The organism is Enterobacter cloacae complex sp. CARB60 (genome assembly GCF_036487345.1).
GTDB classification, from domain to species: domain Bacteria; phylum Pseudomonadota; class Gammaproteobacteria; order Enterobacterales; family Enterobacteriaceae; genus Enterobacter; species Enterobacter asburiae_D.
Genome location: NZ_JAZKLC010000002.1, coordinates 3,077,033 through 3,090,519, shown reverse-complemented (window position 1 = coordinate 3,090,519; position 13,487 = coordinate 3,077,033). Strand labels below are relative to the sequence as shown.

Here is a 13,487-nt window from a genome sequence, read left to right as displayed (position 1 = left end):
GAGGCATTGTCATGGCCGCAAGAAAGACGATTGAAGAGAGATTTTGGATAAAGGTTGATAAAAAAGGTGAAGATGATTGTTGGTGCTGGTGTGCCGCAACAGTGAAGGGCGGTAGCGGAGAAAGAAAGTTAACTTATGGGGTTATTGGTACAGATCGAAATGCCTCAGGTAACCCGAAGGTTCTTCTGGCCCACCGGGTTTCTTGGGAGATGCATATTGGGCCAATACCGGAAGGTAAGTATATAGACCATATCTGTCACAACACCTTATGTGTAAATCCTCATCACCTCCGACTCGTATCACCAAAGCAAAACGCAGAGAACCAATGTGTTGTTGATTCCCGCTCAACTTCTGGATATCGCGGCGTATCGTGGAATAAACAAAAAAATAAATGGCTTGCTTACTGCAATCATGAAGGAAAGCGTTATCACGCTGGGTTCCATGAAACAGCAGAGTTGGCAGCTGAAGCTGCACGTCGAGCCCGCAACAAGGTGTTTACCCATAATGATGCTGACAGATATTAAGTTCTGCGTTGTTGGCCATGTCTCTCGCATAGGTCATGCACAACGTCTTGCTGCGCTGCTGAATGCTCACCTGCTTATTGATGAAGGTAACCGCGGCGCTAACTGGAATCATCGTCGCGCTATCGAATGGGCTGCTGAGCAACCTTGCCGGGTAGTAGTGTTGGAAGACGACGCGCTTCCTGTGCAGGGCTTCACCGATAAGGTAACTGACTGGCTGGTGCGCTTCCCTGACGACATGCTGAGCTTTTATCTCGGTACTGGCCGACCGCCGCAGTATCAGAAAGAGATTGCCGGAATGCTGGTGGATGCTGATCGCGTCTGTGGTGACCACATCGTATTAAGCAAACTGATTCACGGCGTATGTTACAGCCCTCCTCAGGGCAGGCTGGGACGCATGCTCAGCACCTGGAATAAAACGCTGGCAGCTGATTACGCCGTCGGTGAGGCATTCGGTGGCCGGGTGATTTATCCGTGTTACTCGCTGGTGGATCACGCCGACATGCCGACAGTTGAGCGTCACCCTGACTCAGCGCCACGCACAGAACGCCGCCGGGCGTGGAGGTTAGCCTGATGCCTGCGTTAATACCGAGAGCATGCCGCAAGCGTGGCTGCCCTGGCACAACCACAGACCGCTCAGGCTATTGTCCCAAGCACCTTAACGAAGGCTGGCAGCAGCATCAGCGAGGACAGAGCAGGCATCAGCGAGGTTATGGCAGCAAGTGGGACAGGCTGCGCCCAATCGTTCTCGACAGAGATAAACACCTTTGTCAGGAATGCCTGCGAAATGGAAGGTATACACCCGCTGAGACGGTGGACCACATCGCCGCCAAAGCAAATGGGGGGACCGATGACCTGTCCAACCTCGAAAGCCTCTGCAAGCCTTGCCACAGGGCGAAGACAGCGGTCGAAAGACTCAAATGACATGAATTCTCATTTGAATCGACAGAGGGGAGGGCGGGTTGAAAGTTCAGGAACGACGCGCCAAAGGACCGCCGCCTAACCTCTTTTCACATCGCCGCAGGTTAGAAAACTTTTTTATGGGATCCCCCATTCGATGATTAATAGGAGTTTTCGATTATGTCTGGACCACCGAAAACCCCGACCCATCTACGTTTGGTGAGGGGTAACCCATCAAAACGCCCGATCAATGAGAACGAACCAAAACCCACTTCAGGGGTACCCCCAACGCCGAAGCATTTCGACAAGCAGGGGAAATACTGGTTTAAACGGATGGCCGACGAGCTTGATGCTATCGGTGTGATGTCTCAGCTGGACGCCAGAGCCCTTGAGCTGCTGGTTGAGGCCTATACCGAATACCGGCATCACTGCGACACGCTTGAAGTTGAGGGCTACACCTACCGGACCGAAACACAGAGCGGGGATGTGCTGATCAAGGCTCACCCGGCGGCCATCATGAAAGCTGATGCCTGGAAACGACTGCGCGCCATGCTCGGTGAGTTCGGCATGACGCCAGCAAGCCGCTCTAAGGTGAATGCAAAAGGTCCTGATGCGGTTGACCCGCTGGCCGAGTTTATGAAAGCGAGGGATTAATGGCTAAGGTTGCAGAAGGCATCCGCTACGCCGAGAGGGTGGTGGCGGGGGAAATTATTGCCTGTGAGTATGTGCGCCTTGCCTGCCAGCGTTTTCTTGACGATCTGGCACACGGCGAAGAGCGCGGTATTTTCTTCAGTGAGCCGCGCGCGCAGCACATTCTGAATTTCTATAATTTTGTGCCTCACGTAAAAGGCGCTCTGGCAGGCCAGGCTATTGAGCTGATGGACTGGCATGTTTTCATCCTGATTAATATTTTTGGCTTTGTTATCCCGCTGGTGAACGAAGAGACGGGGGAAACCGTCCTGCGTAACGACGGCAGCGGTCGGCCGGTGATGGTTCGGCGTTTCCGTACAGCAGATGTTGAGGTGGCCCGTAAAAATGCCAAATCAACACTTTGCTCCGGCGTGGGGCTCTATATGGCTGGCGCTGACGGCGAGGGCGGGGCGGAGGTTTATTCTGCTGCCACCACCCGTGACCAGGCGCGAATTGTTTTTGAAGACGCGAAAAATATGGTCAAGAAGGCGAAGGCCACTCTTGGGCGAATCTTCGAATTCAACAAGCTCGCTATCTACCAGGAGCAAACGGCTTCCAAATTCGAGCCTTTATCATCAGATGCGAACAACCTCGACGGCCTGAACATCCACTGTGCCATCGTTGACGAGCTGCATGCTCATAAAACCCGTGACGTCTGGGACGTTCTGGAGACGGCCACCGGCGCGCGCCTTCAATCGCTGCTTTTCGGTATCACCACCGCCGGCTTCAACAAAGAAGGCATTTGTTACGAACTACGCGATTACGCAATCAAGGTCCTGCGCGGCCTGGTTAAAGACGATACGTTTTTTGCCATCATCTACACCTTAGATGAAGGTGACGATCCCTTTGATGAAAAAGTCTGGCAGAAGGCGAATCCGGGGCTGGGTATCTGTAAGCGCTGGGATGACCTGCGCCGCCTGGCTAAAAAGGCGAAAGAGCAGGTTTCGGCCAGGATTAACTTCTTCACCAAACACATGAATATCTGGGTTACCGCTGAGTCTGCCTGGATGGACATGATGAAATGGGAAAAATGCGATTTTATCGCCCCGCAGCACGAACTTAAAACCTATCCCTCCTGGGTGGGCGTTGACCTTTCAAACAAAATTGATATCTGTGCAGCTGCTAAAGTCTGGCGCGCGCCAGGTGGCCACGTTCATGCGGATTTTAAATTCTGGCTGCCGGAAGGACGTCTTGAGAAATGTTCACGCCAGATGGCAGAGCTGTATCGTAAGTGGGCCGAGATGGACAAGCTGATCCTTACCGACGGGGATGTAATCGACCATGCTCAGATTAAGGAAGAGCTGCAGGTGTGGGTTGCTGGCGAGAGTCTGAAAGAAATTGGCTTCGACCCGTGGAGTGCTACGCAGTTCAGCCTTGCGCTGGCAGAAGAAGGGCTGCCGCTGGTGGAGGTACCGCAGACGGTTCGCAATTTCTCTGAGGCGATGAAAGAGGTCGAAGCACTGGTATACGGTGGCCGGTTCCATCACAGCGATCACCCGGTAATGAACTGGATGATGTCCAACGTAACCGTCAAACCTGACCGGAACGAGAACATTTTCCCGAACAAGTCCACACCAGAGGCCAAGATTGATGGCCCGGCGGCATTGTTCACAGCAATGAGCCGAGTTCTGGTTAACGGTGGCAACGACCAGCAGGATCTCTCCGGATTCTTCAATAATCCCATCATGGTAGGTTTCTGATGAAAAAAAACAAACAGCCAGGCAGGGTGAAAAGCGCTCTGCTTAACTGGCTTGGTGTGCCTATCAGCCTGACTACCGGCACGTTCTGGGAGGAATGGTTTGGCACCAGCAGCAGCGGAAAGGTGGTCACGGCCGATAAAGCCATCCAGCTATCGGCTGTGTGGGCATGCGTAAGACTGTTAAGCGAGTCTATTTCAACCCTTCCGCTGAAAATATACGTTCGACAGCCTGACGGTTCGCGTAAAGCGGCAACCGATCATCCGGCCTATTCGATACTGTGCCGCCGACCCAATTCAGAAATGACACCATCACGCTTTATGTTGATGGTGGTCGCCAGTATTTGTCTGCGCGGGAACGCCTTTATTGAGAAGAAATTCATCGCAAACCGCCTGGTTTCTCTGGTGCCTTTGTTGCCGCAGAACATGGTGGTTAAACGTCTCACTACCGGGGCGCTGGAATACAAATACACTGAAAACGGAAACGAGCGCGTCATTCCGGTCAAAAACATCATGCACATTCGCGGGTTCGGTCTGGACGGTGTTTGCGGCATGATGCCGATGAAGACTGGCCGGGATGTCATCGGTTCAGCAATGGCCGTTGAAGAGTCCGCGGCGAAAATATTCGAGCAGGGTCTGCAGAGCTCAGGTTTTCTCTCCGCTGATAATGCGCTGACAGACGATCAACGTGAAAGACTTCGTGGCTATATGGCATCATTCACCGGCTCCAAAAACGCCGGAAAAATTATGGTTCTTGAAGGCGGCCTGAAATATCAGGGCGTGACCATGAACCCGGAAGATGCTCAGATGCTCGAAAGCCGCGCATTTAGCATTGAGGAGATCTGCCGCTGGTTTCGCGTGCCGCCTTTCATGGTTGGTCACACCACGAAACAAAGCAGCTGGGCATCCAGCCTGGAAGGGATGAACCTGCAGTTTCTGACTCATACCCTTCGACCGCTGCTGGTGAATATTGAGCAGGAAATTGGCCGGTGCTTACTCGACAGCGATGATGAAGTGTTTGCAGAGTTCTCTGTTGAAGGTCTACTGCGAGCCGATAGTGCCGGTCGCGCGGCATACTATACCAGCGCGCTTCAAAATGGCTGGATGTCCCGTAATGACGTTCGTCGTCTTGAGAACATGCCGCCAATTGAAGGAGGAGATATTTACACCGTTCAGCTCAACCTGACGCAACTGAAAAATCTCGAAAGCAGCAACCCTGCTGTTCAGGCACTGGCCCTGCGAGAGCTGCATAACCACGTATTCCCCGATATTTCCTTTGAACAATCTCCGCTGAAACAGGCCGCTTAGGAGCACTTTCCTGATGAGCAAAAAACAACTTCCGGTAGCACCGGCGGGTCGCCCCTGCGCGCGCGTTACCTGTGAAACATTACCGTCCGCACTGGACCGCTGGGACGGCGGGATCAAAGCGGCGGCCACCGACGATAACAGCATTTCTGTTTTTGATGTTATCGGGCAGGACTACTGGGGCGAAGGGGTAACCGCTAAACGTATTGCCGGTGCGCTTCGGGCTATGAACGGCGCCGACGTTACGGTGAATATCAACTCACCGGGCGGCGACATGTTCGAAGGTCTGGCTATTTATAACTTGCTCCGAGAATACGAAGGCCGTGTAACGGTGAAGGTGCTGGGCATTGCCGCCAGCGCCGCCTCGATAATTGCGATGGCCGGGGATGATATTCAGATTGGCCGCGGTGCCTTCCTGATGATCCACAACTGTTGGGTATACGCGATGGGAAACCGCCATGATTTTGCTGAACTGGCACAGTCACTGGAACCCTTCGATACCGCTATGGCTGACATCTACGCGGCGCGCTCCGGCCTTGATATGGCCGCTGTGCAGAAGCTGATGGACGCGGAAAGCTATATCGGCGGCAGTGATGCAGTAGCGAAGGGACTGGCAGACAGCTTGCTTTCTGCTGATGCGGTCAGCGACGGCGACGAATCGCCTGCAGCCGCGCTTCGCAAACTTGATGCATTGCTGGCCAAGACCAACACCCCGCGCTCTGAGCGCAGAAAACTGATTAAAGCCTTATCCGGTGGCATGCCTGGCGCTGTCACCACCAACGACGGTACGCCGGGCGCTGCCGAAGACATCAAACCTGAAACCATCAATTCACTTGAAAGCGCCCTGGCGGCGTTAGTCAAATAAGGACCCTTTATGTCTGAAGTAAACGATATTCTGAAAAAAGTCACGGCCAGCATTGAAGAGGCAACCGGCAAGTTCAACGCGAAAGCAGAAGAAGCAGTGAAGGAGGCGCAGAAGTCCGGCAAGCTGTCAGAAGAAACAAAGGCAGCCGTCGATAAAATGGCTTCTGAGTTCAACGCCCTGCGTGAGGCAGAAAAAACGCTGAAGGCAGCTATGGGCGAACTGGAGCAACATGTTGCCCAGATGCCGCTGGCAAACGCGAAGCATGTTGTGGAGTCAATCGGCCAGCAGGTGATCTCTGCTGAAGCGCTGAAAACCTTTGCCTCCGGGGTGGAAGGTGGCAAACGTATCAGTATCCCGGTTAAGGCGGCACTGACTTCTGCTGATGTGCCTGATGGCGTTATCGAACCCCAGCGAATTCCGGGCATCGATACGGCACCGAAGCAGCGCCTGTTCATCCGCGATCTGATTGCGCCTGGTCGCACTTCCTCCCCTGCTATTTTCTGGGTGCAACAGACTGGCTTTACCAACAACGCGAAAGTGGTTCCTGAAAATACACAGAAACCATACAGCGAAATTGAGTTTACGCCGAAAATCACTGGCGTAAGCACCATCGCTCACCTGTTCAAAGCCTCAAAGCAGATCCTTGATGACTTCGCACAGCTGCAGTCAACCGTTGATGCAGAAATGCGCTACGGACTGAAGTACGCGGAAGAGCAGGAAATTCTCTTCGGTGATGGTACCGGCGTGCATCTGCATGGCATTGTTCCTCAGGCGTCAGCATTTAACCCGGCGTTTACTGTAGAACAGCAGAGCGGTATTGACGATCTGCGTCTGGCAATGCTGCAGGCGCAACTGGCGCGTTTCCCGGCATCCGGCCACGTTCTTCACTTCATTGACTGGGCGCGGATCGAACTGACCAAAGACAGCCTGGGCCGATACATTCTGGCTAACCCTGCGGCGCTGACTGGGCCGACGCTTTGGGGCTTGCCGGTTGTAGCCACGGAAGCGGCGGCCTTCCAGGGTAAATTCCTGACTGGTGCTTTCAACGCTGGGGCGCAAATCTTCGACCGCGAAGATGCGAACGTGGTTATCTCCACGGAGAACGCCGACGACTTCGAGAAAAACATGATCACCATCCGTTGCGAGGAACGTCTGGCGCTGGCCGTCAAACGCCCTGAAGCGTTCGTGTATGGCTCTTTCAGCACTGGCTCAGGTAGCTAATAAACACTGCGGCCTTCGGGCCGCTTTCACAGGTGGGAAAATGAAACTGATCGCACTCAAACCGATTTATTTCGGCGGTACCGTCGTTACAGAAGGGCTTCCGCTGGAAACTCTGGAACAGCACGGTCGCGAGCTCATCAAAAAAGGCTATGCGATGCTTGATGAATCTGAAAATCCTGCGGAGCAGGAACAGCAGCAGGAACAGCCGGAAGTAAAAGCGGACAAGAAGGCGAAAAAATAATGGTCGACCTTGATGTGGTGAAACAGCACTGCCGCATTGATACCGATTTTTCCGGAGACGATGCCCTGCTGACTTTATACACTGGTGCGGCGGCGCGTTACGTCCAGACATGGACAAGGCGAACGCTCTATGAAAACCAAAGCTCCCCTGGCTACGCAGACGACCCGGCCCCGATTCTACTGAATGATGATGTTAAAGCGGCCATGTTATTGCTGATAGGTCACTGGTATGCCAACAGAGAATCAGTTTCCGTCGGTCAGACCGTTGCAGAGGTCCCGTTTGCAGTTGAAGCCTTGCTGCAGCCATACCGAATTTACGGGGTATAGGAGGACTTTATGCAGGCCGGAAGACTAAGAGACAGGGTGGTAATTCAGAACATCACAACATCGCGTGATCCTTCTGGTCAGCCTGTTGAAACATGGCATGACGGCGCAGAAACCTGGGCAGAAGTAAAAGGTATCAGTGGCCGTGAACAGGTAGCCTCAGGCGCTGAAACCGCCGTTGCCACCATCAGGGTATGGACTCGATTTCGCCGTGATATCACTGCAGCTTCCAGACTCATGGTTGAAACAGGGCCGTTCAAAGGCGCTATTTTGAATATCATTGGCCCACCGATTCCAGATTCTCGCGGTGTTCAGCTCGAAATTTTATGCAAGCAGGGGGCCGAAAAATGATTGAAACGAGCCTCGATTTCTCCGGGTTGAATGACATCGCAAAGGATTTGGAGGCGCTTAGCCGCGCTGAAAACAACAAGGTTCTGCGTGATGCCACGCGCGCTGGCGCCGAAGTGCTTAAGGAAGAAGTGATCGCCCGCGCTCCGGTGCGTACCGGGAAACTGAAAAAAAACGTGGTGGTGGTGACCCAAAAAAGCCGTCGCCGCGGGGAAATTTCTTCCGGCGTCCATATTCGTGGCGTTAACCCGCGCACCGGCAACAGCGATACCACGATGAAGGCGAAGAACCCGAGAAACGCCTTTTACTGGCGATTCGTTGAAATGGGAACCGTTAACATGCCACCGCACCCTTTCATTCGTCCCGCGTTCGATGTTCGCCAGGAGCAGGCGACGGAGGTTGCGATCAGGCGCATGAACCAGGCCATTGACGAGGCATTAAGCAAATGACGGAAGAAGATCTCTATCCTCTGCTGGCGCCGCTGGCCGGAGGGCAGGTTTATCCCTACGTTGCGCCGCTCGGCAGTGACGGGAAGCCTTCAGTCTCGCCGCCCTGGGTAATTTTCTCGATTATTACCGACGTGGCCGCTGACGTTCTCTGCGGTCAGGCTGAATCAGCCGTTTCTGTGCAGGTTGATGTTTATTCCAGCACCATCACTGAAGCGCGCACGATCAGGAATATGGCGCTTGATGCCCTGCAAGTGCTGAAGCCGAAAAGCATTGTGAAAACACCGGGCTATGAGCCTGATCTGCGCTATCACCGGGCAACGCTCGAATTTCAGGTAACCGTTTAACCTTACCCACCATAACAGACCGCTCCGGCGGTCTTTTTTTTAACTGGAGAAACCATGACCAGTAAGTATGAAGTCACAAAGGGGATGACCTTTGCCGTCTCCGACGCACCCGTAACCGCCGAGGATTTTAACGCCTCAGGTTTCCCGGGGGCTGGTGTTACCTGGCTGGAAGCAGCCTGTGCAACAAAGGAGATCACCTTCACCGGCGGACAGAAAGGGGATATCGACGTAACCACGCTGTGCTCAACTGAACAGGAGCAAACCAACGGCCTCGCCGCGCCTGCTGAAATGAGCATTACCCGTAACTGGGTTGGCGATGAAGCAGCACAGGAGGCACTACAGACCGCTTACGAAAATGACGAACTGCGCGCGCTGCGCGTGGTATTCCCGTCTGGCAACGGTTTCTACGTGCTGGTGGAGGTACGCCAGAGCTCATGGTCTGCTGCAACCTCTTCCGTTGTTGGCGCTACCTATTCTCTGCGTGTACGCGGCAAACCTAAACGCATCTACGCGTCTGGTTCCTGAGCGGCTTCGGCCGCTTTTTTTATCCCTCCGATCATGTAACAAGAGAAAAATGAAATGCCGCAAAAAACATCACAGAATTCATTACGCAACGTGGCGCTTACAGCATCGAAAGCCTATCGCACCAAAGAAGGTATCACGGTCCCTGAATGGGATGGCGCAAAGGTAACGCTGCGTGAACCCTCTGGCGATGCCTGGGTGAAATTCCGGGAGATCGTTAATCCCCAGCTCGCCGAGGGCGAAGAGGCACCGACTCTGACGGAGGCGGAAAAGTTTCTGCGTAACAAAGAGGCTGATGTGGTTCTGTTTATTGACGTTCTGCTGGATGAAAACGGCGAGCGAGTATTCAGCGATGAGGATCAGGAGCAGGTATCTAAAATTTATGGTCCTGTGCACTCCCGCCTGCTGGCTCAGGCCCTCAATCTCGGCATGAGCCAGGAAGAAGCGGGAAAGCCGTAAAGCAGCCGCTGACCTTCTTCCTGATGTCGCTGGCGCTCCGGTTGGGGCGTACTCTCCACGAACTGCGCCAGACCATGACCGCCAGCGAGCTCAAAATGTGGATCGAGTTCGACCGCATCAGTCCGATTGGTGACTGGCGCGCCGATGCTCAGGCGGCGCAGATCTCCGTTGCAATGCTGAACTCTCAGGGCGGGAAATTCACCATTCCTGACGTGATGCTGAAATGGGGTGAGCAGGAAGAAGGCGCTGAAGTCTCTAAACTTGAAGAATGGATGTCCAGTCTTTGATGCCCGCGGCTGCGGGCTTTTTTATGGGTGAAATATGGCAACGCTGCGCGAGCTAATCATCAAAATTTCGGCGAACTCTTCTTCTTTCCAGTCAGAGATCGCCAGAGCGTCCCGCATGGGAACCGATTACTACCGCACTATGGAACAGGGCGGGAAAAAAGCTGCAGCGGCCACGCGTGAAACTCAGCGGTCTTTGGCTGACCTGAATTCTCAGCTTGCAACCGTGCGATCTTCTGCTGCCGGGCTTGCCGGTGCTTGGGCTGGTGCATTTGCCACACATCAGCTGATTCAGTTTGCCGACACGTGGAACCAGTTGAATGGGCGTCTTCGCCTTGCGTCCTCTTCCAGTGAGGATTACGTGCAATCCCAGCGCGTGCTGATGGAAATTAGCCAGCGCACCGGAACATCCCTCGAGGCAAACAGCAATCTGTACAGCAGAATTGCACAGTCCCTGCGTGATGCCGGTTACGCTTCTGCTGACGTCGCAAAAGTTACGGAAACCGTAGCAACCTCACTGAAGCTGTCTGGCGCCAGTACCGAAGAGGCGAGCTCTGTTATCACCCAGCTTAGCCAGGCGCTTGGCTCAGGCGTTTTGCGAGGCGAAGAATTTAACTCCATCATGGAGAACGGCGGCCGCCTGGCGAAACTGCTGGCTGATGGGCTGGGTACCACTGTTGGCGGCCTGCGAAATATGGCTAACAACGGCGAACTGACGACAAACAAGATCGTCCCGCTGCTGACCAATGTCGAGATCCTGCGTAAAGAATTCGACACCCTTCCTGCATCCATCAGCGGATCTGCACAGAAAGTGCAAAACGCCTTCCTTGCATGGGTTGGCGGGGCGAACGATGCGGTCGGCGCATCATCAACGCTTTCCGGCGTGCTGGATGGTCTGGCGAATAACATCGATGATGTGGCAAATACAGCCGGTATTCTGGTTGGTGTTGGCCTCGCTCGTTATTTTGGCAACATGGTCGGCAGCGTTGCTCAGTCAACCCGGGCAGTTCTCGCTAATACGGCCGCCGAGGTCGCGCTGGCGCAGGCTCAGGTTCGCGGCGCTCAGGTTAGCGTTGCTGCTGGTCGCCAGGCTGTTTACCGCGCTCAACAGGCGCGCGCAGCGGCGACGAGTATTGAGGCTCAGATTGTCGCTGAGCGTAATCTTGCTGCTGCTCAGGCATCACTGAATACGGCGCTTGCTGGCAGGACTTCTGCCGCTAACAACCTCACCAATACAGCCTCGGTAATGTCCCGGCTGGGGAGCGGGGTGCTGGGTATTCTCGGTGGCTGGCCTGGAGTGATTATCGGTGCCGGCGCTGCGATGTATGGCCTTTATCAGCATACCCAGCAGGTGCACCGTGAGGCGGTAGGTTTTGCCAACAACCTCGACGAGATCAACACCAAGCTCCAGCAGATGTCGGTGCTTGGCCTGCGTTCGACCGCGGCCGATGCCCGTACATCTTTACAGGCGCAAAAACAGGACCTGGCCGACCTCGACTCTCAGATCGCGAAGGTGAAAGACAGCCTTAAGGCGGTTGACCAAATCCAGCAGGACTACAACCGCCATCCGACGCTGACCCTGATCAACACCTTCATGGACCAGGCCGACATCACGGCCAAAAACATCGAGCTGACCGACAAGCTGAACCAGCTGGAGTACCAGCGCGAACAGGCAGCCTCAAAAGTCGAGCAAACGCAGAAGCTGGTAAACAATGCCAGTGACCTGGCCACGCAAAAGGCTATCGAACAGGCTGGCGCTGTCTCAATCCTGAAAGGTGCGTATGACCTGCTTAACCGCTCAATGTCAGCGACTGCTGGCGCCAAGCCGCCACAATATGCCGGGCCAGTTGTCTCTCTGGCGAACGCGACGCCTCAACAGCAAACCGCACTGGAGCGCTCACGCCGCGATAACGAGCTGGCCAGCCTCAGCGGATTAGAAAAACTCCATCAGCAGCACGTCTATGAAGCAGAAGACCTGCAGCTGACGGGGGCGCTTTACACCAAGTACATCTACAACAAGGATCAGGCAGCCAAAAAGGATGCAGCAGCTGCAGAAGCAAAAAAAACCTCCACTGCTGCCTCAAATGCGCAGAGTAAAGCCGAGCGCGAAGCGGCCAGCACCGCCGAACAGTATTCACGGAAAATGGCCGATCTGAGTGTGGCTATCGACGTGCAACGCGTCAGGGCGACGGAAGGCGAAAAAGCCTCCGAGCTTTACGCGGCATCGCACCAGGCAGGCACTAAATGGACCGACGAGCAGCGCAGGGCGATCCAGGCATCATCAGCAGAGCTGGCAAAATGGACGCAAAAAGCCGACGAGAACGTGCGCAAGCAGCGCGAACAAGCTGATGCCCTGAAGGATTTAACTGAAGCGGCCAGAAAGTTCAGGGATGAGGCGACGCTGACAACCGAAACCGCAGGCATGAGTGATCGCCAGCGCAGCCGGTTCGACGAGACGCAACAGATCGACCGTGTTTTTGCTAAAACGGACGGCGGTACCGAGGCCATCGCGCAGCGCGCCGCAGCCCTCGATGCTCTGGATAAGAAATACAAGGCTATAGCAGCAGCTGAAGCGGATTGGATGTCCGGAGTATCACGCGGCTATGCAAACTGGTTTGATGAAATCAGTAATGTATCCGGCACGGTTTCTGACGGGGTGAAAACCACACTCGACAGCGCGTTTAGTAATGTCACCTCAATGCTAGAAGGCAATAAGGTTAGCTGGAAATCGTGGGGTATTTCTGTCCTGCAGATTATCGAAAAAGTGGCTCTGCAGATGGCGGTGGTTAGCGCGATGGGTGGGGCCTCTTCCGGTTCTGGCATCTTTGGCTCTCTCATCGGCAGTGTAGGCAGCTTCTTCGGGGGCGGGGCGGGAGCATCAGCCAGCACCGGTACAGCGGTTTCCAGTTACGGCTCGAGCTTCCAGTTTAATGCCAAAGGCGGCGTTTATGACTCTCCATCCCTGAGCGCTTTCAGTAATGGGATCGTCAGAAACCCCACCATGTTCGCTTTCGCAAAAGGCGGGGCCGGAATCATGGGCGAGGCTGGGCCGGAGGCGATCATGCCGCTTACCCGCGCGCCGGATGGTTCTCTCGGTGTTCGTGCGGTCGGAGGTGGCGGCGGTCAGTCTCTATCTTCGGCGCCACAGGTTTATATCACCATCGATGGTAACGGCAACACCTCAACGCAAACCTCACCTGGCCTTGAGCAATTTGGCGCTGAGGTCGGAAAATTTGTTGATCAGCGATATAAGCAGAATGTAATGCGTGATATCCGCCCCGGCGGTGACATCTGGAACGCAATGAAAGGAAACCGATAA

Annotated in this window: 17 protein-coding genes; all 17 read left to right on the top strand. The window is 54.5% G+C overall.

From position 1 onward, the window contains the following. The first annotated feature begins 11 nt into the window (after positions 1–11). The 17 genes from V4835_RS15905 (at position 12) to V4835_RS15825 (ending at position 13,487) form a co-directional block, all read left to right on the top strand. Positions 12–524: an HNH endonuclease signature motif containing protein gene (locus V4835_RS15905; RefSeq protein ID WP_182931751.1), complete on the top strand. Its 513-nt coding sequence runs from the start codon at positions 12–14 to the stop codon at positions 522–524. Further along, positions 505–1,095 (top strand): hypothetical protein, encoded by a 591-nt coding sequence (locus V4835_RS15900; protein ID WP_442877316.1) that lies wholly within the window; start codon positions 505–507, stop codon positions 1,093–1,095. Before V4835_RS15905 ends, V4835_RS15900 begins: the two co-directional genes overlap by 20 nt. Beyond that, positions 1,095–1,445 carry an HNH endonuclease gene (locus V4835_RS15895; protein WP_194386065.1) on the top strand — a complete coding sequence of 117 codons (351 nt, stop codon included), beginning with the start codon at positions 1,095–1,097 and terminating at the stop codon, positions 1,443–1,445. Before V4835_RS15900 ends, V4835_RS15895 begins: the two co-directional genes overlap by 1 nt. Positions 1,446–1,601: 156 nt before the next feature. Next, the gene (locus V4835_RS15890) at positions 1,602–2,075 is read left to right on the top strand and encodes a phage terminase small subunit P27 family (RefSeq protein WP_331412794.1); all 474 of its coding nucleotides are present in this window, start codon (positions 1,602–1,604) and stop codon (positions 2,073–2,075) included. Then, the gene (locus V4835_RS15885; RefSeq protein ID WP_069732454.1) at positions 2,075–3,811 is read left to right on the top strand and encodes a terminase large subunit; all 1,737 of its coding nucleotides are present in this window, start codon (positions 2,075–2,077) and stop codon (positions 3,809–3,811) included. The genes V4835_RS15890 and V4835_RS15885 overlap by 1 nt, the downstream gene beginning before the upstream one ends. Continuing rightward, a complete protein-coding gene (locus V4835_RS15880; RefSeq protein WP_071283826.1) occupies positions 3,811–5,115 on the top strand; it encodes a phage portal protein in 1,305 nt (434 codons plus the stop codon). The genes V4835_RS15885 and V4835_RS15880 overlap by 1 nt, the downstream gene beginning before the upstream one ends. Before the next feature lie 13 nt (positions 5,116–5,128). Then, positions 5,129–5,977, top strand: coding sequence for a head maturation protease, ClpP-related (locus V4835_RS15875; RefSeq protein WP_063217331.1), 849 nt, complete (start codon positions 5,129–5,131; stop codon positions 5,975–5,977). A 9-nt stretch (positions 5,978–5,986) separates the two neighbouring features. Then, complete coding sequence (locus V4835_RS15870) at positions 5,987–7,198, top strand: phage major capsid protein (RefSeq protein ID WP_046091695.1); 1,212 nt, start codon at positions 5,987–5,989, stop codon at positions 7,196–7,198. A 40-nt stretch (positions 7,199–7,238) separates the two neighbouring features. Next, positions 7,239–7,439, top strand: coding sequence for a DUF7210 family protein (locus V4835_RS15865; RefSeq protein WP_045619486.1), 201 nt, complete (start codon positions 7,239–7,241; stop codon positions 7,437–7,439). Continuing rightward, a complete protein-coding gene (locus V4835_RS15860; protein WP_331412787.1) occupies positions 7,439–7,765 on the top strand; it encodes a head-tail connector protein in 327 nt (108 codons plus the stop codon). Before V4835_RS15865 ends, V4835_RS15860 begins: the two co-directional genes overlap by 1 nt. A 9-nt stretch (positions 7,766–7,774) precedes the next feature. Continuing rightward, entirely contained in the window at positions 7,775–8,113 is a 339-nt protein-coding gene (locus V4835_RS15855; protein ID WP_331412785.1) for a phage head closure protein, read from the top strand. Continuing rightward, positions 8,110–8,559: an HK97-gp10 family putative phage morphogenesis protein gene (locus V4835_RS15850; protein ID WP_331412783.1), complete on the top strand. Its 450-nt coding sequence runs from the start codon at positions 8,110–8,112 to the stop codon at positions 8,557–8,559. The genes V4835_RS15855 and V4835_RS15850 overlap by 4 nt, the downstream gene beginning before the upstream one ends. Then, entirely contained in the window at positions 8,556–8,903 is a 348-nt protein-coding gene (gp17, locus tag V4835_RS15845) for a tail completion protein gp17 (RefSeq protein ID WP_331412782.1), read from the top strand. Before V4835_RS15850 ends, gp17 begins: the two co-directional genes overlap by 4 nt. A gap of 54 nt (positions 8,904–8,957) precedes the next feature. Next, positions 8,958–9,428 carry a phage tail tube protein gene (locus V4835_RS15840; protein ID WP_000202242.1) on the top strand — a complete coding sequence of 157 codons (471 nt, stop codon included), beginning with the start codon at positions 8,958–8,960 and terminating at the stop codon, positions 9,426–9,428. A 54-nt stretch (positions 9,429–9,482) separates the two neighbouring features. Continuing rightward, on the top strand, positions 9,483–9,884 hold the full coding sequence (locus tag V4835_RS15835; RefSeq protein ID WP_001135721.1) for a phage tail assembly chaperone: 402 nt from the start codon (positions 9,483–9,485) through the stop codon (positions 9,882–9,884). A gap of 23 nt (positions 9,885–9,907) precedes the next feature. Continuing rightward, the gene (locus tag V4835_RS15830; RefSeq protein ID WP_331412780.1) at positions 9,908–10,171 is read left to right on the top strand and encodes a phage tail assembly protein T; all 264 of its coding nucleotides are present in this window, start codon (positions 9,908–9,910) and stop codon (positions 10,169–10,171) included. A gap of 34 nt (positions 10,172–10,205) precedes the next feature. Then, a complete protein-coding gene (locus V4835_RS15825) occupies positions 10,206–13,487 on the top strand; it encodes a phage tail tape measure protein (protein ID WP_331412779.1) in 3,282 nt (1,093 codons plus the stop codon).

Coding starts and splice junctions, on each gene's coding strand:
- V4835_RS15905 (WP_182931751.1), top strand. CDS start 12: ATGGCCGCAAGAAAGACGATTGAAGAGAGATTTTGGATAAAGGTTGAT.
- V4835_RS15900 (WP_442877316.1), top strand. CDS start 505: ATGATGCTGACAGATATTAAGTTCTGCGTTGTTGGCCATGTCTCTCGC.
- V4835_RS15895 (WP_194386065.1), top strand. CDS start 1,095: ATGCCTGCGTTAATACCGAGAGCATGCCGCAAGCGTGGCTGCCCTGGC.
- V4835_RS15890 (WP_331412794.1), top strand. CDS start 1,602: ATGTCTGGACCACCGAAAACCCCGACCCATCTACGTTTGGTGAGGGGT.
- V4835_RS15885 (WP_069732454.1), top strand. CDS start 2,075: ATGGCTAAGGTTGCAGAAGGCATCCGCTACGCCGAGAGGGTGGTGGCG.
- V4835_RS15880 (WP_071283826.1), top strand. CDS start 3,811: ATGAAAAAAAACAAACAGCCAGGCAGGGTGAAAAGCGCTCTGCTTAAC.
- V4835_RS15875 (WP_063217331.1), top strand. CDS start 5,129: ATGAGCAAAAAACAACTTCCGGTAGCACCGGCGGGTCGCCCCTGCGCG.
- V4835_RS15870 (WP_046091695.1), top strand. CDS start 5,987: ATGTCTGAAGTAAACGATATTCTGAAAAAAGTCACGGCCAGCATTGAA.
- V4835_RS15865 (WP_045619486.1), top strand. CDS start 7,239: ATGAAACTGATCGCACTCAAACCGATTTATTTCGGCGGTACCGTCGTT.
- V4835_RS15860 (WP_331412787.1), top strand. CDS start 7,439: ATGGTCGACCTTGATGTGGTGAAACAGCACTGCCGCATTGATACCGAT.
- V4835_RS15855 (WP_331412785.1), top strand. CDS start 7,775: ATGCAGGCCGGAAGACTAAGAGACAGGGTGGTAATTCAGAACATCACA.
- V4835_RS15850 (WP_331412783.1), top strand. CDS start 8,110: ATGATTGAAACGAGCCTCGATTTCTCCGGGTTGAATGACATCGCAAAG.
- gp17 (WP_331412782.1), top strand. CDS start 8,556: ATGACGGAAGAAGATCTCTATCCTCTGCTGGCGCCGCTGGCCGGAGGG.
- V4835_RS15840 (WP_000202242.1), top strand. CDS start 8,958: ATGACCAGTAAGTATGAAGTCACAAAGGGGATGACCTTTGCCGTCTCC.
- V4835_RS15835 (WP_001135721.1), top strand. CDS start 9,483: ATGCCGCAAAAAACATCACAGAATTCATTACGCAACGTGGCGCTTACA.
- V4835_RS15830 (WP_331412780.1), top strand. CDS start 9,908: ATGTCGCTGGCGCTCCGGTTGGGGCGTACTCTCCACGAACTGCGCCAG.
- V4835_RS15825 (WP_331412779.1), top strand. CDS start 10,206: ATGGCAACGCTGCGCGAGCTAATCATCAAAATTTCGGCGAACTCTTCT.